Annotated in this window: 15 protein-coding genes, 1 other RNA gene and 1 pseudogene; 14 read left to right on the top strand and 3 right to left on the bottom strand. The window is 69.6% G+C overall.

What is annotated here, in order from left to right:
- Positions 1 to 135: 135 nt before the first annotated feature.
- Positions 136 to 327, bottom strand: coding sequence for a hypothetical protein (locus ACZ4SA_RS32965; RefSeq protein WP_356631783.1), 192 nt, complete (start codon positions 325 to 327; stop codon positions 136 to 138).
- Positions 328 to 582: 255 nt separating this feature from the next.
- Between ACZ4SA_RS32965 and ftsE the strand changes: the two genes are divergently transcribed.
- From ftsE to ssrA, 5 genes are all read left to right on the top strand, one after another.
- Complete coding sequence (ftsE, locus tag ACZ4SA_RS32960) at positions 583 to 1,272, top strand: cell division ATP-binding protein FtsE (RefSeq protein ID WP_005316903.1); 690 nt, start codon at positions 583 to 585, stop codon at positions 1,270 to 1,272.
- 29 nt (positions 1,273 to 1,301) lie between these two features.
- The gene (gene ftsX, locus ACZ4SA_RS32955) at positions 1,302 to 2,219 is read left to right on the top strand and encodes a permease-like cell division protein FtsX (protein ID WP_468281581.1); all 918 of its coding nucleotides are present in this window, start codon (positions 1,302 to 1,304) and stop codon (positions 2,217 to 2,219) included.
- 67 nt (positions 2,220 to 2,286) lie between these two features.
- Positions 2,287 to 3,444, top strand: a complete 1,158-nt coding sequence (locus ACZ4SA_RS32950; protein WP_468281580.1) for a S41 family peptidase — start codon at positions 2,287 to 2,289, stop codon at positions 3,442 to 3,444.
- 18 nt (positions 3,445 to 3,462) lie between these two features.
- A complete protein-coding gene (gene smpB / locus ACZ4SA_RS32945) occupies positions 3,463 to 3,942 on the top strand; it encodes an SsrA-binding protein SmpB (RefSeq protein ID WP_356631789.1) in 480 nt (159 codons plus the stop codon).
- 125 nt (positions 3,943 to 4,067) lie between these two features.
- Positions 4,068 to 4,437: a transfer-messenger RNA gene (gene ssrA, locus ACZ4SA_RS32940) on the top strand.
- A gap of 126 nt (positions 4,438 to 4,563) precedes the next feature.
- On the opposite strand, the pseudogene ACZ4SA_RS32935 reads toward ssrA, so the two are convergent.
- Positions 4,564 to 4,845 (bottom strand): annotated as a pseudogene (locus ACZ4SA_RS32935) (MFS transporter); the annotation flags it as partial.
- A gap of 82 nt (positions 4,846 to 4,927) precedes the next feature.
- Here ACZ4SA_RS32935 and ACZ4SA_RS32930 point away from each other — a divergent pair.
- From ACZ4SA_RS32930 to ACZ4SA_RS32905, 6 genes are all read left to right on the top strand, one after another.
- Positions 4,928 to 5,893: a LysR family transcriptional regulator gene (locus tag ACZ4SA_RS32930; RefSeq protein ID WP_468281579.1), complete on the top strand. Its 966-nt coding sequence runs from the start codon at positions 4,928 to 4,930 to the stop codon at positions 5,891 to 5,893.
- A 157-nt stretch (positions 5,894 to 6,050) separates the two neighbouring features.
- Positions 6,051 to 6,713 carry a hypothetical protein gene (locus ACZ4SA_RS32925; RefSeq protein ID WP_468281578.1) on the top strand — a complete coding sequence of 221 codons (663 nt, stop codon included), beginning with the start codon at positions 6,051 to 6,053 and terminating at the stop codon, positions 6,711 to 6,713.
- Positions 6,714 to 6,785: 72 nt separating this feature from the next.
- Positions 6,786 to 8,912, top strand: coding sequence for a glycosyltransferase (locus ACZ4SA_RS32920; RefSeq protein ID WP_468281582.1), 2,127 nt, complete (start codon positions 6,786 to 6,788; stop codon positions 8,910 to 8,912).
- Positions 8,909 to 10,042: an acyltransferase family protein gene (locus ACZ4SA_RS32915; RefSeq protein WP_468281577.1), complete on the top strand. Its 1,134-nt coding sequence runs from the start codon at positions 8,909 to 8,911 to the stop codon at positions 10,040 to 10,042. Before ACZ4SA_RS32920 ends, ACZ4SA_RS32915 begins: the two co-directional genes overlap by 4 nt.
- 144 nt (positions 10,043 to 10,186) lie before the next feature.
- Complete coding sequence (locus tag ACZ4SA_RS32910) at positions 10,187 to 11,545, top strand: nitrate/nitrite transporter (protein ID WP_468281576.1); 1,359 nt, start codon at positions 10,187 to 10,189, stop codon at positions 11,543 to 11,545.
- Positions 11,546 to 11,685: 140 nt separating this feature from the next.
- Complete coding sequence (locus ACZ4SA_RS32905; RefSeq protein WP_468281575.1) at positions 11,686 to 12,831, top strand: uroporphyrinogen-III synthase; 1,146 nt, start codon at positions 11,686 to 11,688, stop codon at positions 12,829 to 12,831.
- Here the strand turns inward: ACZ4SA_RS32905 and ACZ4SA_RS32900 are convergent.
- A complete protein-coding gene (locus ACZ4SA_RS32900) occupies positions 12,780 to 13,337 on the bottom strand; it encodes an anthrone oxygenase family protein (protein WP_468281574.1) in 558 nt (185 codons plus the stop codon). The genes ACZ4SA_RS32905 and ACZ4SA_RS32900 overlap by 52 nt on opposite strands.
- Before the next feature lie 156 nt (positions 13,338 to 13,493).
- On the opposite strand from ACZ4SA_RS32900, the gene ACZ4SA_RS32895 reads away from it, so the two are divergent.
- The 3 genes from ACZ4SA_RS32895 (at position 13,494) to ACZ4SA_RS32885 (ending at position 15,615) form a co-directional block, all read left to right on the top strand.
- A complete protein-coding gene (locus ACZ4SA_RS32895) occupies positions 13,494 to 14,126 on the top strand; it encodes a CGNR zinc finger domain-containing protein (RefSeq protein WP_468281573.1) in 633 nt (210 codons plus the stop codon).
- A 74-nt stretch (positions 14,127 to 14,200) separates the two neighbouring features.
- Complete coding sequence (locus ACZ4SA_RS32890) at positions 14,201 to 14,788, top strand: sigma-70 family RNA polymerase sigma factor (protein WP_468281572.1); 588 nt, start codon at positions 14,201 to 14,203, stop codon at positions 14,786 to 14,788.
- Complete coding sequence (locus ACZ4SA_RS32885) at positions 14,785 to 15,615, top strand: zf-HC2 domain-containing protein (RefSeq protein ID WP_468281571.1); 831 nt, start codon at positions 14,785 to 14,787, stop codon at positions 15,613 to 15,615. The genes ACZ4SA_RS32890 and ACZ4SA_RS32885 overlap by 4 nt, the downstream gene beginning before the upstream one ends.
- The last annotated feature ends 135 nt before the right edge of the window (positions 15,616 to 15,750 follow it).

Here is a 15,750-nt window from a genome sequence, read left to right as displayed (position 1 = left end):
CGACACCCACCCCATACGACAACGTCGGCTCCCAAGACCACAACCAGGTCTTGGGAGCCGACGTCACGCACGGGCCCGAATTAACCAACAGCGTCTGCTCAGCACTCCGGGCCCTTCTCCGACAGTGGGCGACCGCTAGACGGTCTGATGTGCCAGCAGGGCCACCGCAGCCACCAGGACCACCAACAGGGCCAGCAGGGCAGCCGGGCTCAGCCCGGCAAAGGGACCTTCCTGCTGGAGCCGCTGACGATTTGCACGGCACACCGGGCAACGGCCTTCGGCCACGGGGGCCGCGCAGCTGGCGCACACCAATCGGTCGTAGGTCATGCGCTCTCCTCCTCCCGCTCCCGCGCGCCGGGGCCGCAGGCGCGGACCGCAAGCACATTTCTCTCCCGACAACGCCCAGGGAAACGCGACTGTTCCCCTACCACTGTGCCAGCTCGCGCGCTTTTCGGCGCGGCCCGCCGGATTACACCCGATCCGCGAACGGACAAAACGTGCAACTCAGGACGTCGACTGCGCGGCCGCGGCGCAGTCGCGTAAGGTCACGCACACCTACTCCCGGCCGACCGTGGTGCACCCGTGATCCGATTCGACAACGTCTCCAAGACCTATCCCAGGCAGAACCGACCTGCCCTGCGCGATGTCTCCCTCGAAATCGAGAAGGGCGAGTTCGTCTTCCTCGTGGGCTCGTCCGGTTCCGGCAAGTCGACGTTCCTGCGGCTGGTCCTGCGCGAGGAGCGCGCCAGTCAGGGCATGGTCCATGTCCTCGGCAAGGATCTGGCCCGGCTGTCCAACTGGAAGGTGCCGCAGATGCGCCGCCAGCTGGGCACCGTGTTCCAGGACTTCCGCCTGCTGCCCAACAAGACCGTCGCGGAGAACGTGGCGTTCGCCCAGGAGGTCATCGGCAAGCCGCGCGGTGAGATCCGCAAGGCCGTGCCTCAGGTGCTCGACCTCGTGGGCCTCGGTGGCAAGGAGGACCGGATGCCTGGCGAGTTGTCCGGCGGTGAGCAGCAGCGTGTGGCCATCGCCCGTGCCTTCGTCAACCGGCCGATGCTGCTGATCGCGGACGAGCCGACGGGAAACCTCGACCCGCAGACGTCCGTCGGCATCATGAAGCTGCTCGACCGGATCAACCGGACAGGCACCACCGTGATCATGGCGACTCACGACCAGAACATCGTCGACCAGATGCGCAAGCGCGTCATCGAGCTCGAGAAGGGCCGTCTCGTACGCGACCAGGCACGCGGCGTCTACGGCTACCAGCACTGAGCCCGGACAGGAAAGGCTGAAAGCACGCCATGCGCGCCCAGTTCGTCATGTCGGAGATCGGCGTCGGTCTCCGCCGCAATCTCACGATGACCTTCGCGGTCATCGTCTCCGTCGCCCTCTCGCTCGCCCTGTTCGGCGGTGCGCTGCTCATGCGTGAGCAGGTCAGCACGATGAAGGACTTCTGGTACGACAAGGTCAACGTCTCGATCTTCCTCTGCAACAAGAACGACGCGGCGACGTCGCCCCAGTGCTCCAAGGGCGCCGTCACCACGGCCCAGAAGGAGCAGATCGAGTCCGACCTCAATGGCATGGACGTCGTCGACACGGTCCATCACGAGTCGGCCGAACAGGCTTACAAGCACTACCGCGAGCAGTACGGCGACACCCCCATCGCGTCCACGATCACCCCGGACCAGATGCAGGAGTCGTTCCGGGTGAAGCTGGACGACCCGGAGAAGTACAAGGTGGTGGCGACGGCCTTCGCCGGCCGGGACGGGGTCCAGTCGGTCCAGGACCAGCGCAACATCCTGGAGAACCTCTTCTCCTTGATGAACGGCATGAACGTGGCCGCGATCTTCGTGATGGGCCTGATGCTGATCATCGCGTTGATGCTGATCGTCAACACCGTGCGTGTTTCGGCGTTCAGCCGTAGGCGTGAGACGGGGATCATGCGGCTCGTCGGCGCCTCGAGCTTCTACATCCAGATGCCGTTCATCATGGAGGCCGCGTTCGCGGGCCTGTTGGGCGGTGTGGTCGCCTCCGTGATGCTGCTGGCGGGCCGTTACTTCCTGATCGACAACGGCCTGGCGCTCTCGGAGAAGATGCAGCTCGTCAACTTCATCGGCTGGGACGCGGTGATCTCCGTGCTGCCTCTGGTGCTGGTCATCGGTCTGTTGATGCCCGCTGTGGCCGCTTTCATCGCATTGCGCAAGTACCTGAAGGTGTGACAAGCGCCCCGGGCGCCGCGCGCTCAACCTCCGTACGGCGCCGTTTGCTTGTCCTAGACTCAACGCCATGTCGGGCCCCGAGTTCAGTCCCCGGCCCCACGGCATCCGCCGTGGGGCAGCCCTGACTTTGGTCTTCGGAGTCGTTGTCGCCGCCGCCGCGGCCACCAACTGCCTGCCGCACGAAGAGCACAGCTCGCCCCGCCCCCTCTCCGCCCGCGCCGCTGCCGCGACCGTCGACCGCGGGGACGTGGAACGCGCCGCCGCGGAGGCGGCGGCCGAGGGCAAGTCCGGCGCGAAGGCGGCCGAGGAGGTCGTCAGCCGCAGCGGTGACCGCTGGGGCGCGGTGTACGACAAGCAGGAGTACGAGGAGTTCCGCAAGGCCCTCGACGGCGAGTACACCGGCGTCGGCCTCGGCGCCCGACGTGCGGGCGACGGCCGTGTCGAGGTCGCCAGGGTGCAGCCCGGCAGCCCCGCGGCGCGAGCCGGGATCAGGGCCGGCGACCGGCTCCTGACGATCGACGGGCAGAAGGTCACCGGACGGCCGGTCACCGAGGTCGTGACCCTGCTGCGCGGCGGCAACGGCACCGGCGTGGCCCTGGGCCTCGAGCGCGACGGGCACCGCTGGACAGAGACCCTGATCCGGGCCGTGCTGACCACCGAGACGGTCACCGTCGAGCAGCTTCCGCACGGGGCCGTCCTGATCAAGGTCACCTCGTTCACCAAGGGCTCCGGCAAGCGGGTGCGGGACGCGGTGCGCGGCGCCCCCGCGGACGCCGGCGTCCTGCTCGACCTGCGCGGCAACGAAGGCGGCCTGGTCTCGGAAGCCGTCACTGCCGCGTCGGCGTTTCTCGACGGCGGCCTGGTCGCCACGTACGACGTGCGCGGCGAGCAGCGCGCGCTCTACGCGGAACGGGGCGGTGACACCGACCGGCCCGTGGTGACGCTCGTCGACGCCGGCACGATGAGCGCCGCGGAGATAGTCACCGGGGCGCTCAAGGACCGGGGCCGCGCCGTCACGGTCGGTACACGCACCTTCGGCAAGGGCTCGGTGCAGATGCCCAGCCGCCTGCCCGACGGCTCCGTCGCGGAGCTCACCGTCGGCCACTACCGCACTCCGTCGGGTCACGGCGTCGACGACAAGGGCATCACTCCCGACCTGGTGACGGGCGAGGGAGCGGAGAAGCGGGCCCAGACAGTATTGAGTGGCCTCGGGGGCGGGTCGTAGTGCGAAAATGGCCGCACTATGGCAAAGGAAACAGGGCGCAAACTGATCGCGCAGAACAAGAAGGCGCGGCACGACTACCACATCCTCGACACCTACGAGTGCGGTCTCGTGCTGATGGGCACCGAGGTGAAGTCGCTGCGTCAGGGGCGGGCCTCGCTCGCGGACGGCTTCGTCCAGATCGACGGCAACGAGGCCTGGCTGCACAACGTCCACGTGCCCGAGTACAGCCAGGGCACCTGGACCAACCACAGCGCCCGCCGCAAGCGGAAGCTGCTGATGCACCGCGAGGAGATCGACAAGCTCGAGTCGAAGTCGCAGGAGACGGGCCACACCATCGTGCCGCTGGCGCTGTACTTCAAGGACGGCCGGGCGAAGGTCGAGATCGCGCTCGCCAAGGGCAAGAAGGAGTACGACAAGCGTCAGACGCTGCGTGAGAAGCAGGACCGCCGCGAGGCGGACCGCGCGATGTCGGCGGTCCGGCGCAAGCAGCGGTCGTAGGGCCTGATCCGAACGACAGGCCGTGGCCGCGCGGAATACGCTGGCACCTTCGTGCGTTGGTCACGTACGATGGCACCTGCCCCTCAAGGGGGGCGCACCCCTCACGGGGTTTGAAAAAACAACATGGGGATGATCGGTTTCGACAGCGGATGTCGAAGCAGGGGAAGCGTGTCGAGGAAGCGGCAATGATCTCGTAAACCATATGTCGCAACCAATAATCGCCAACACCAAGCGCGATTCCTTCGCCCTCGCTGCCTAAGTAGCGACTTGCGAAGTGTCAGCCCGGGGCTGTTCCCGACCCGGATCCTGGCATCAGCCAGGGAACTAAACCTCTAAGCCCGGTCACGGGGAGTAGAGGGAAATCAAACAGTGGCTGAGCCCGTCGGAGACTTGTCCGCGTGATCTCCGGGGCCGAGAAAAGCGCAGCGGACTGCACACGGAGAAGCCCTGATTCTGCACCGTTGGACGCGGGTTCGATTCCCGCCATCTCCACCGATGGAGCCTCGGGGGCGCAAAGCCCTCGAAGCTCCGTGTCCCATGTACGACTGGGCCCGACAGCTACGGCTGCCGGGCCCTTGTCGTACCCGCGGCCAGTACGAGAGCGAGCGCCGCCGCGCCCGGTGCGGTGGCGGCGAGGCCGGTCGCGGTGACCACCCCGGCGAGGACGTAGGAGCCACGCGCCCCGGCGATCATGGTGACCGCGAACATCCCCATGGGGAGCCGCGCGACGAGATTGCCCGCGGTGAAGGCGCGCGCGCCGGGCGCTGCGAACAACCGGCTGTAAGGCCCGGGCGGCCTGCGCGGCGCCCTCGGCCCGTCGCGCGGTGCGAGCACCAGTGAGTCGGACGTGAGCGCGAGCAGCGGCGGGTGAGCGGTCTCCTCGGACCGGGCGGGATGCGGCATGCGTCCAGCCTCTGCGCCGCCCCCGGGGCCGGTCCAACACCTGCGCGGTGGCCATTCACGCACCGGTGTTGTTGAATGCGCTGTGCCCCAGGACCTGCAACCACGGCTGCTCCGCGCCTTTGCCGCCGTCGCCGACGAGCTGCACTTCACCCGCGCCGCCGCCCGTCTCTACGTCGCCCAGCAGGCCCTGAGCCGTGACGTACGGCGGCTGGAGCGGGAGTTGGGGGCCGAGCTGTTCGTCCGCACGACCCGGCAGGTGACGCTCACGGCCGACGGCGAACGGCTGCTGCCGTACGCGCGCAGGGTTCTCGAGGCGCACGACGAGCTGCTCGCCGCGGCCTCCGGGGTCGCGCGTCCGCTGCTCGTCGACCTCAACAGCGCGGGCATGACCTCGGGCCGGGTCCTGGAGCGCGCCCGTGAACTCGCCCCCGACTGCGAGCTGATGGCCCGGTTCGAGAGCGGTCTGACCGGCGCCGCCGGCGAGATCGCCGCCGGACGGCTCGATGTCTCCTTCGGTCGCTTCGCGGGCCTGGACCCGGCCCTGGGGGCGTTGCTGTCCCAGCAGCCAGTGCGGTACGAGCCGATGGCCGTGCTGCTGCCCGAGGACCATCCACTGGCGGAACTGGACGGTGTACCGCTGAACGCGCTCGCGGGCGAGACCGTATATGCGGGTGCGGGCAATCCGCGGACGCTGGAGTGGACGGAGCTGGCGCGCCTGCTCTTCGCGGGGCGCGGCATCGCCGTCGCGCCGCCGGCGCCCATGGCGGTGGGAGTCGAGGAGTTCCGGCGGGTGATGGCGAAGACCCGCAATCCGGTCCTCGCGGTCGTCGACTTTCCGGCCATGCCGGGTACGGTGTTGCGGCCGATAATCGACCCCGTTCCGCTGTCGCCGCTGTCGATGGTCTGGCGTGCCGGGTTGAGGCATCCAGGTCTGGACGCGCTGCGTGCGGCGGCGGCCGAACTGGCAGGCCGCGAAGGGTGGCTGAAAAGGGCCGCCGAAGAATGGTTGCCGGAACGTGATATGTCGCTGATGTGTGACAACACCTGACCATGGCGCACGGGCCCCTTCCGGTTGCGCTACATTCAGGGACCGGGTGAGTGAGTGGGTTGGAGCGCTCGGACAGGGTGGGGACCCGAGTCCGGATGCGGCCGAGGAGCCGTGCGCACACCCCGATTCCAGTCAGTGGGGGGATGTGCCACCAGCCATGGAAAAATGGCAAGAAAACGTCGGTACCGGTCACACGCACGAGCCGCACGAGGTGACGATTCAGCTCGACGGCATAGGACGGAAACTGCGGGACCTGCCGGTCGAACCGATCGCCGCGACGGACAGCTCCGAGGGGCCGGTCTTCGTCGACGAAAGCGGTCGGCGCAGCAAGAAGCTGCGCCTCATCGGCTGGGTGCTGGCCGCCGCGTGCGCCTGCTACGCGATCACGCTCGTGGCCGCTCTCGCCGGCGGCAACTCCACCGCCCCCTGGCTCCCCGGCCTCGGACAGGCGGGGGAGGGCCAACCCGAGCACGTCGAGATACAGCCGGCCCCCACCGACCACGACTCCTCGGTGGTCACACCGCACGCGTCCCCGGGTGTGCCCGCCCCCGGCGCGTCCGCCGACGAGGTCCTGCCGCAGCCCTCGGGCAACGCGGACGGCAGCAGCCCGCAGCCCTCCGCGCACCCACCCGGCAAGAGCTCCCCCGCCGCCACCCAGCGGCCGGCCGGCGGGCCCTCCAAGGGCCCCGCGACGAGCTCCGCCACCCCCGACGACAGCGCCCCCGAGCCCGACACCGGCAATCCTTCCGACGCCGGCCCCTCGGAGCCCGCCCCCGTCAGCGGATCCCCCGAACCACCCGTGCAAGAGAGCGCAGCGTAGTAGATGACCCTCCCCACCCCAGGGGCTCCGCAGCGGCGGAGCCCCAAGCGCGTCGTACGCCGCAGACTGCCGATGCGCTATCTGCTGCCCGTCCTCTTCCTCGTCGCGCTGCTCGCGATGCTGATGCTGCGCGGCTATGTGCACAGCGAGATCCTCGCCGACCACCGCGTACGCCCCCCGGCCCCCACCGACCAGGTCCCCGAGCACATACTGGCGGGCGGCCCCGTCATCGACGCCCGCGACAAGAAGAACCCGAGGGCGCTGAGCGTCCCCGACCGGCGGCTGGTGCTGACCTTCGACGACGGCCCCGACCCCGTCTGGACCCCGAAGGTCCTCGACAGGCTGAAGCAGTACGACGCGCACGCCGTCTTCTTCGTCACCGGCACGATGGCCTCCCGCCACCCCGAGCTGGTGGAACGGATGGTGCGCGAGGGCCACGAGGTCGGCCTGCACACGTTCAACCACCCCGATCTGTCCTTCCAGTCGACCAGCCGCATCGACTGGGAGCTGTCGCAGAACCAGTTGGCGCTCGCCGGCGCCGCCGGTATCCGCAGCTCCCTGTTCCGGCCGCCGTACTCGTCCTTCTCCGACGCCCTCGACAACGAGGCCTGGCCCGTCACCCAGTACATAGGCACCCGCGGCTACATCACCGCCTTCAACAACACCGACTCGGAGGACTGGAAGCGCCCCGGCGTCGACGCGATCATCAAGCGCGCGACCCCCAAGGGCACCCAGGGCTCCATCGTGCTGATGCACGACTCCGGCGGCGACCGCTCCCAGACGGTCGCGGCACTGGACCGCTTCCTGCCCGACATGAAGGAGCGCGGTTACCGGTTCACCAACCTCACGGAGGCACTGGGCGCACCCAGCGCCCACACCAAGGTCACCGGGCCCGAACTGTGGAAGGGCAAAGCGTTCGTCGGGGCCGTCGCCGTCTCCGAGAACACCACCGAGATCCTTGTCGTGTGCCTGGCGGTCATCGGTGTGCTGGTCTTCGCCCGCTTCGGGCTGATGCTGATCCTCTCCTTCGCGCACGCCCGCAAGGTACGCCGGAAGAACTTCAGCTGGGGACCGCCGATCACCCGCCCGGTGTCCGTGCTGGTCCCCGCCTACAACGAACGCGAGTGCATCGCCAACACGGTCCGCTCGCTGATGGCGAGCGACCACCCCCTCGAAGTCATCGTCATCGACGACGGCTCCAGCGACGGCACCGCCGACATCGTCGAGGCGATGCAGCTGCGCGGCGTCCGCGTCGTGCGACAGCCCAATTCGGGCAAGCCCGCCGCGCTCAACAACGGCATCCGGCACGCCCGGTACGAGATCGTCGTGATGATGGACGGGGACACGGTCTTCGAGCCGTCCACCGTCCGTGAACTCGTCCAGCCCTTCGGTGACCCGCGCGTCGGCGCGGTCGCCGGCAACGCGAAGGTGGGCAACCGCGACACACTCATCGGGGCCTGGCAGCACATCGAGTACGTGATGGGCTTCAACCTCGACCGCCGGATGTACGACCTGCTCGGCTGCATGCCCACCATCCCCGGCGCGATCGGCGCCTTCCGCCGCAGCGCGCTGGAGCAGGTCGGCGGCATGAGCGAGGACACCCTCGCCGAGGACACCGACATCACCATGGCCATGCACCGCGAGGGCTGGCGGGTCGTCTACGCGGAGAAGGCCCGCGCCTGGACCGAGGCCCCCGAGTCCGTGCAGCAGCTGTGGTCGCAGCGCTACCGCTGGAGCTACGGCACCATGCAGGCGATCTGGAAGCACCGCCGGGCGCTCGTCGAACGCGGGCCCTCCGGCCGCTTCGGCCGCGTCGGCCTGCCGCTGGTCTCTCTGTTCATGGTCCTCGCGCCGCTGCTCGCCCCGTTGATCGACGTCTTCCTGCTGTACGGGCTGGTCTTCGGGCCCACGCAGAAGACGATCGCCGCATGGCTCGGCGTTCTCGCCGTCCAGGCCGTCTGCGCCGCCTATGCCTTCCGGCTCGACAAGGAACGCATGGTCCACCTCGTGTCGCTGCCGCTCCAGCAGATCCTGTACCGCCAGCTGATGTACGTGGTGCTCCTGCAGTCCTGGATCACCGCCCTGACCGGCGGCCGGCTGCGCTGGCAGAAACTGCGGCGCACCGGCGCGGTGGAGGCTGCCCCCGGGGCGGTCCAGGGCGCCCGGGAGGCTGCCGGAGACCGGAGGCCCGTCGCATGACCCCGTACACGCCGCAGACGGTCCAGCTGCCGGCTCAGGTCGGCACCGCCCCGGCGTCTGCGGGCACCAGGGACCGCTATTTCGACCTGCTGCGGGCGCTCGCCCTCTTCCGGGTCGTGCTCTACCACCTGGTCGGCTGGGCCTGGCTCCCGCTCGTCTTCCCGTCCATGGGCGTGATGTTCGCGCTCGCGGGCTCCCTGATGGTGCGTTCCCTCGCCCGCCCCGCGCTGCAGGTGATCCGCAGCCGGGTGCGGCGGCTGCTGCCCCCGCTGTGGGTGCTGGGGGCCGTGGCGGTGACCGCCATGCTGATCGACGGGTGGCGCCCCGGTCTTTCCGCGGTCTTCTGGATCCTGCCGCTGAGCGATCCGCCGTTCCTCGCCGCCGAATGGGCCGGCGACATGGCGGAGCCGCTCTGGTACCTGCGCGCCTATCTGTGGTTCGTGCTCCTGTCGCCGATGCTGCTGCGCTGCCTGCGCAAGCTGCCGTGGGCGACCCTCGCGGCACCGGTCGCCCTCTCCTTCGGGCTCGCTGCCGGCTACCTCTCGATGCCCGAGCGGATCGACTCGGCGCTCACCGACTTCAGCACCTTCGGCGCGTGCTGGATCCTCGGCATGGCCCGTCAGGAAGGCGTCCTCGAGCGCCTGCCGCGGTACGTCGTGCCCTCCGTCGCCCCGTTCGTGATGCTCGCCGGGCTGTGGTGGGCCGGGCGCCACGGATTCGGCGGAGGCGGTGAACTGGACGGCATTCCGCCGGCCGACGCCCTGTGGTCGCTGGGCGCGGTCATGCTCCTGCTCCACTTCAGTCCCTCCTGGGAGGTGTGGCCGCCGAAGCTGCGCCAGTGGGACAGCGTGATCACCCTCCTCAACGCACGGGCCGTGACCGTCTACCTGTGGCACAACGTGTGCATCCTTCTCGCCGCCCTCCTGTGGGACCGCATGTGGGACATCGACCTGCTCGCCGAGCGCACCCCCTGGCTGCTGGACAGCTGGGTCCCGGTGCTGCTGGTCGCCTGGGCGCTGATCGCCGTGTGCATCGCGCTCTTCGGCTGGGCCGAGGACCTGGCGGCCCGCCGCCGCCCGCGCCTGTGGCCGAACGGGCGTCCGGCTCCCGCCGCCCGCACCCGGGGCTGAAAGGGCCGTCCGGCCCCCGCCGCTCACACGACGCCTGACGGACAGGTGAGAGCAAGGTTTCGCGCCGGTCACCTGTAGCCACCGGGGTCGAAACGAGCCGTTCCTAACGTCGCCTTCACGAACCGAGGACCGTGGAGGCGCGTGATGGCTGGCCGATGGATCGAGCAGTGGGACCCCGAGGATGAGGTGTTCTGGGAGGCGGAGGGCAAGCAGATCGCCAGGCGGAATCTCGTCTACTCGGTGATCTCCGAGCACATCGGGTTCTCCGTGTGGAGCATGTTCTCGGTGCTGGCGCTCTTCATGAGCCCGGCTTACGGGATCGACCCGGCAGGAAAGTTCTTCCTCGTGGCGGTGGCGTCGATGGTCGGTGCCGCGCTGCGCGTGCCCTACGGCTTCGCCGTCGCCCGCTTCGGCGGCCGCAACTGGACGATCTTCAGCGCGGGCATGCTGCTCGTACCGACCGTCGCCCTGCTGATCGTGATGGAGCCCGGCACCTCCTACTCCACGTTCATGCTGGTGGCGATCCTCACCGGGATCGGCGGAGCGAACTTCGCCTCCTCGATGACCAACATCAACAGCTTCTATCCGCTCCGCCTCAAGGGCTGGGCGCTCGGCATGAACGCCGGCGGCGGCAACATCGGTGTCGCCGTGGTCCAGCTGCTGGGTCTGCTGATCATCGCGGTGGCCGGGGCGGCGCAGCCGCGGTTGCTGCTGGCCATCTACATCCCGCTCATCGTCCTGGCCACGGTCCTGAGCGCGCGCTACATGAACAACCTCGGACCGGTGCGCAACGACGCCGGTGCCGCACGCGAGGCGGCGAAGGACCGGCACACCTGGATCATGTCCTTCCTCTACGTGGGCACCTTCGGCTCCTTCATCGGCTACAGCTTCGCCTTCGGCCTGGTGCTCCAGAACCAGTTCGGCCGCACCCCGCTGCAGGCCGCCTCGCTCACCTTCATCGGCCCGCTGCTCGGCTCGCTGATCCGGCCCGTCGGCGGACGGCTCGCCGACCGGCTCGGCGGCGGCCGGGTGACCTTGTGGAACTTCGCCCTGATGGCGCTCGCGGCCGGCGTGATCGTCGCGGCCTCCGTTCAGGAGTCGCTGGGCCTGTTCATCGCCGGGTTCATCGTCCTGTTCGTGCTCACGGGAATCGGGAACGGTTCCACCTACAAGATGATCCCCGGCATCTTCCGCGCCAAGGCGCAGGCCGAGGGCATGGAGGGGGAGACGGCGGCGGCGTACGCGCGCCGGCTGTCCGGTGCTTCCATGTCCCTGATCGGCGCCGTGGGAGCGTTCGGAGGGCTGGGGATCAACCTTTCCCTCCGGCAGTCGTTCATCAGCTCCGGCACGGGGACGGGCGCGTTCGTGGCCTTCCTGGGCTACTACGTCGTGTGCTTCGCGGTCTGCTGGTTCGTATACCTGCGCAGGACGGCGAAGGTGACTGTGACCGGGACCACCACGGTCGCCGAGCCGAAGGCCCAGCTCAGCTACGCAGAGGTGTGACCGGTCCGGCCGGGAGGTCCCGTTTACGGCAGCGAAATATTGGCGAACCGAGCCTGTCACGCAGTATTGGCAGGCTCGGTTGACCATTCACCGTTTCAATGGCACCCGGCCAGCAGGGCACTCCAGTGGGGACGACCGAGATGCACGACCAAGGCCAACCGCACGGCCCCCTCGCGGGCTTCACCGTAGGCGTGACCGCCGCACGGCGCGCCGACGAACTCGGCGCGCTCCTCCAGCGGCGCGGCGCCGCGGTCCTGCACGCCCCCGCACTGCGCATCGTTCCGCTCGCGGACGACACGGAGCTCCTCGCCGCCACCAAGGGACTCATCGACCACGCGCCCGACGTGGCCGTGGCCACCACCGCCATCGGCTTCCGCGGCTGGGTCGAGGCCGCCGACGGCTGGGGGCTCGGCGAGCAGCTGCTGGACCGGCTGCGCGGCACGGAGCTGCTGGCGCGCGGGCCCAAGGTCAAGGGTGCCATCCGCGCGGCGGGACTCAACGAGGAGTGGTCCCCGGCGTCCGAGTCCATGGCGGAGGTACTCGACCGGCTCCTTGCCCAGGGTGTCGCGGGCCGCCGGGTCGCCCTCCAGTTGCACGGTGAGCCGCTGCCGGGGTTCGTGGAGGCACTGCGGGCGGGGGGTGCCGAGGTCGTCCTCGTGCCCGTCTACCGGTGGATGCCGCCGGAGGACGTCGCCCCGCTCGACCGGCTGCTGGACGCGACGGTCTCCCGCTCGCTGGACGCCGTCAGCTTCACCAGCGCCCCGGCCGCCGTGTCGCTCATGTCCCGGGCGGAGGAACGCGGGCTGCTGCCGGACCTGTTGGCCGCCCTCGACCACGACGTGCTCGCCGCTTGTGTGGGCCCGGTCACCGCGGTGCCGCTGCAGGCCGCGGGCGTCACCACGGTCCAGCCGGAGCGTTTCAGGCTGGGCCCGCTCGTCCAGTTGCTCGGCGTCGAACTGCCCGCCCGCGCCCGCACGTTCCCCGTCGCGGGCCGCCGTGTCGAGATCCGCGGCCATGCCGTCCTCGTCGACGACGAACTGCGCCCGGTGCCGCCTGCCGGGATGGCCCTGCTGCGCGCCCTGTCCGAGCGGCCCGGCTGGGTCGTCGCCCGCTCCGACCTTCTTCGTGCCCTGCCCGGCGCCGGCAGGGACGAGCACGCCGTGGAGACGGCCATGGCGCGGCTGCGTACGGCGCTCGGAGCGCCCAAGCTGATCCAGACCGTCGTCAAACGGGGCTACCGGCTGGCCCTCGACCCGGCGTCCGACGCCAAGTACGCCGACGCCTGACCACCCGTCGCGTGTCGCGCCGCGCGCAGGAGCGACGTGGCGCGCCACAGGCAGACCAGAGCCGCCGTGGTAAGCACCGCCCGCACGATGTTCCAGAGCACCCACGGGTCCTCGAAGCTCTCCCGTACGGCGCCCGGATCGGCGATCTCGTCCGGGGCGCCCGCGGCGGCGAGCTCGTTGTTGAGCGGCACGTTCGCCGCGGACGTGACCAGGAACACCAGGACGTACAGGACCAGCGCGGCCGTCACCCACCGGCCCGTCGGTGTGCGGCGCTGCTGCCAGGCCGAGACGGCTGTGAGGATGAGCGCGCCGAAGAAGCCCGCGAAGAACACGGGGTTCTCGATGACCTCGTTGATGTTCTGCATGACCTCGACATAGGTCCGGTCCTCGCTGCGGCTGAGCGCGGGCATCACCGCGCAGGCGAACGCGTACCAGACGCCCGCGACCAGCCCGGTCGCCACGGTGGCCGACGCGAGAACGGCTCCTGCACCCCTCTTTTGTGTCATGCGCCCAGTCAACAGGCCTGCCCTCGTGCGGAACATGGGCGAGCGTCGCAATCGCATGTCCGTGCGTCCAAGGCTCGATGCGGGCTTCCGGCCGCACCCGCAGGCGGGCACTCTGGTGGGAACACCCGACGGTGATCCCGAGGCGGTGACAGGCGCATGACAGCGGCGGCGGGCATGGGCTCGTACCAGTGGCGGTTCGACTCCGGGCGCATCTGCCTGGACCTGGTGGCGACGGCACCGGACGCCGACGGCCATGCCGACGGCCCCGAACCCCTCGCCGAACCACGGCGGTTGGCGCACTGGCTTGTTGCCGCCGGACTCGTACCCGCCGATTCCCACCTTGCCCGCGTCGACGGCACCTGGGTGGCCGGCTTCGTCGAACTGCGCGACTGCATCGACCGCTTGGTGCGGGGCGGACCAGAGGACGCCCGCGCCGAGCGCGCCCTCGCGATCGTCAACGCCCGCGCGCAGGGCGCCCCGCCGGGCATCAGGGCGGTACGCGACGAGGGCGGCGGGCTCATACGGGCCCTGTGCTCGGCGCCGGAGTGCTCGGCGCTTCTCGCGGTCGTCGCGCGGGACGCCGTGGAACTCCTCACCGATCCCGTCGCGCACTCGCGGCTGCGGCAGTGCGAGGGCGACAACTGCCGCCGCGTCTACCTGGACACCTCCCGGGGCAGGCGCAGACGCTGGTGTTCCAGCGAGGTGTGCGGCAACCGCGAGCGAGTGGCGAGACACCGCCGGAAGACCTCTGTAAAAGATCTTGAAGTTTCCTCGGCCGGCGTTGAATGAATCCTCCGCTGCACCCGTAGTGAAGGGGGACGACAGCCAGCCGACGACAACAGGGTCTCGACCAGGAGGTTCAGGTGCGCAAGGATGCCGCCGTGGCCGATGACCGTCCGCAACGGGCCCGCCATCGAAGCGAGAAGCCACGCGTCGACACCTCCGTCCCCGACGAGGAGTTGATGCGTGCCCTCTACCGTGAACATGCAGGGCCGTTGCTTGCCTATGTACTGCGTCTCGTTGCCGGCGATCGCCAACGCGCCGAGGACGTCGTTCAGGAGACGCTCATCCGTGCCTGGAAGAACGCCGGCCAGCTCAACCGTGCTACCGGCTCTGTCCGACCCTGGCTGGTGACGGTCGCACGGCGCATCGTCATCGACGGTCACCGCAGCCGGCAGGCCCGGCCGCAGGAGGTCGATCCGTCGCCGCTGGAGGTCATGCCCGCGGAGGACGAGATCGACAAGGCGTTGTGGCTGATGACGCTCTCAGATGCACTCGATGATTTGACGCCCGCCCACAGGGAAGTTCTTGTCGAGACGTATTTCAAGGGGCGTACGGTCAATGAAGCGGCCGAAACGCTCGGCATACCCAGCGGGACTGTCCGGTCCCGCGTGTTCTACGCGCTCCGATCCATGAAGCTCGCTCTTGAGGAGAGGGGGGTCTCGGCATGACCATGTACGAGCAAGAGTCCGTACACGACGCCGTCGGTGCGTACGTGCTCGGCGTGCTCGACGAAGCGGACGCCTCCGTCTTCGAGGCGCATCTGGCGGGATGCAACATCTGTGCCGCCCGTCTCGACGAGTTCTCGGGAATGGAGCCGCTGCTGGCGATGCTCGCGCAGGCGCCCGCCCAGGCACCGCCGCAGAGCAACGTCTACAGCCTGCCCGGAATGCCGGGAGAGGCGGATTTCCCTCCGCCCCGACCGGTCCCCGTGGTGCCCACCTCACCGAGCCCCAAGGTGCTCGACGGCCTGCTGAGCGAGGTCGCCGTCAAACGCGCCCACAAGCGCAGGCGCGGCATGTACCTGCTCGCGGCGGCCGCAGCGCTGATCATCGGCGGGCCGGCGGTCGCGGTCGTCGTGACCGCCGACGACACAGGCAGCAACGTGGCGGGCGCAGAGCCGCACCCCACCAGTCCCGCCGAGGATGCCTTCTTCAACCACATGGAGGAGAAGGTGCAGGCCACGGACGCGACCACCAAGGTCAGCGCCGTCGTCGGCATGGAGAAGAAGGGCTGGGGCACCCACGCCGTCCTGGAACTGAAGAACGTCAAGGGCCCCCTGAAGTGCAACCTCATCGCCGTCTCCAAGACCGGCGAGGAGGAGGTCGTGACGTCGTGGGCCGTGCCCAAGTGGGGCTACGGAATCCCCGACAGCCCCAACACGGCCGCCAAGAGCCCGCTGTACGTGCACGGCGGCTCGGCCATGGACCCGGGCGACATCGACCACTTCGAGGTCCGTACGTTCGACGGCCGGCGGCTCGTGGAGGTCGACGCGTAGCGGGCCGAAGCCTTCCGGCCGGGGTGCTGTACGGCCCCCGGCCGCACCGCCATGTCTGCGGGCCCCCGGCCCCCGGCCCCACCGCCATGTCCGCTGGCTCCCGGGCCGGCGGCCCGGACAGGTGCAATAACCTCC

This window comes from Streptomyces sp. NPDC027962 (assembly GCF_055566095.1).
Note: the sequence above shows the minus strand (reverse complement) of the source record. Positions and strands in the feature narration are given on the sequence as shown.

Excerpts from the sequence above, each read along its gene's own strand:
- ACZ4SA_RS32965 (WP_356631783.1), bottom strand. The coding sequence starts at position 327 with ATGACCTACGACCGATTGGTGTGCGCCAGCTGCGCGGCCCCCGTGGCC.
- ftsX (WP_468281581.1), top strand. The coding sequence starts at position 1,302 with ATGCGCGCCCAGTTCGTCATGTCGGAGATCGGCGTCGGTCTCCGCCGC.
- ACZ4SA_RS32950 (WP_468281580.1), top strand. The coding sequence starts at position 2,287 with ATGTCGGGCCCCGAGTTCAGTCCCCGGCCCCACGGCATCCGCCGTGGG.
- smpB (WP_356631789.1), top strand. The coding sequence starts at position 3,463 with ATGGCAAAGGAAACAGGGCGCAAACTGATCGCGCAGAACAAGAAGGCG.
- ACZ4SA_RS32925 (WP_468281578.1), top strand. The coding sequence starts at position 6,051 with ATGGAAAAATGGCAAGAAAACGTCGGTACCGGTCACACGCACGAGCCG.
- ACZ4SA_RS32920 (WP_468281582.1), top strand. The coding sequence starts at position 6,786 with ATGCGCTATCTGCTGCCCGTCCTCTTCCTCGTCGCGCTGCTCGCGATG.
- ACZ4SA_RS32915 (WP_468281577.1), top strand. The coding sequence starts at position 8,909 with ATGACCCCGTACACGCCGCAGACGGTCCAGCTGCCGGCTCAGGTCGGC.
- ACZ4SA_RS32910 (WP_468281576.1), top strand. The coding sequence starts at position 10,187 with ATGGCTGGCCGATGGATCGAGCAGTGGGACCCCGAGGATGAGGTGTTC.
- ACZ4SA_RS32905 (WP_468281575.1), top strand. The coding sequence starts at position 11,686 with ATGCACGACCAAGGCCAACCGCACGGCCCCCTCGCGGGCTTCACCGTA.
- ACZ4SA_RS32900 (WP_468281574.1), bottom strand. The coding sequence starts at position 13,337 with ATGACACAAAAGAGGGGTGCAGGAGCCGTTCTCGCGTCGGCCACCGTG.
- ACZ4SA_RS32895 (WP_468281573.1), top strand. The coding sequence starts at position 13,494 with ATGACAGCGGCGGCGGGCATGGGCTCGTACCAGTGGCGGTTCGACTCC.
- ACZ4SA_RS32885 (WP_468281571.1), top strand. The coding sequence starts at position 14,785 with ATGACCATGTACGAGCAAGAGTCCGTACACGACGCCGTCGGTGCGTAC.